Source organism: Ewingella sp. CoE-038-23, assembly GCF_040419245.1.
GTDB classification, from domain to species: domain Bacteria; phylum Pseudomonadota; class Gammaproteobacteria; order Enterobacterales; family Enterobacteriaceae; genus Ewingella; species Ewingella allii.
The window spans coordinates 1-270 of record NZ_JAZHOH010000016.1 but is presented as its reverse complement, the minus strand read 5'-3'; the positions used below and the strand labels follow the sequence as shown (position 1 = coordinate 270).

The 270-nt window shown below is 56.7% G+C and carries 1 rRNA gene; it reads right to left on the bottom strand.

Annotated features, from left to right (window positions below):
- A 23S ribosomal RNA gene (locus V2154_RS24885) occupies nucleotides 1–270 on the bottom strand; the annotation flags it as partial.

Sequence of the window (270 nt, the reverse complement as noted above, 5' to 3'; positions counted from 1 at the left end):
CCCCTACACGCTTGAACCGGGACAACCGTCGCCCGGCCAGCCTAGCCTTCTCCGTCCCCCCTTCGCAGTAACACCAAGTACAGGAATATTAACCTGTTTCCCATCGACTACGCTTTTCAGCCTCGCCTTAGGGGTCGACTCACCCTGCCCCGATTAACGTTGGACAGGAACCCTTGGTCTTCCGGCGTGCGGGTTTTTCACCCGCATTATCGTTACTTATGTCAGCATTCGCACTTCTGATACCTCCAGCAGCCCTCACAGGCCACCTTC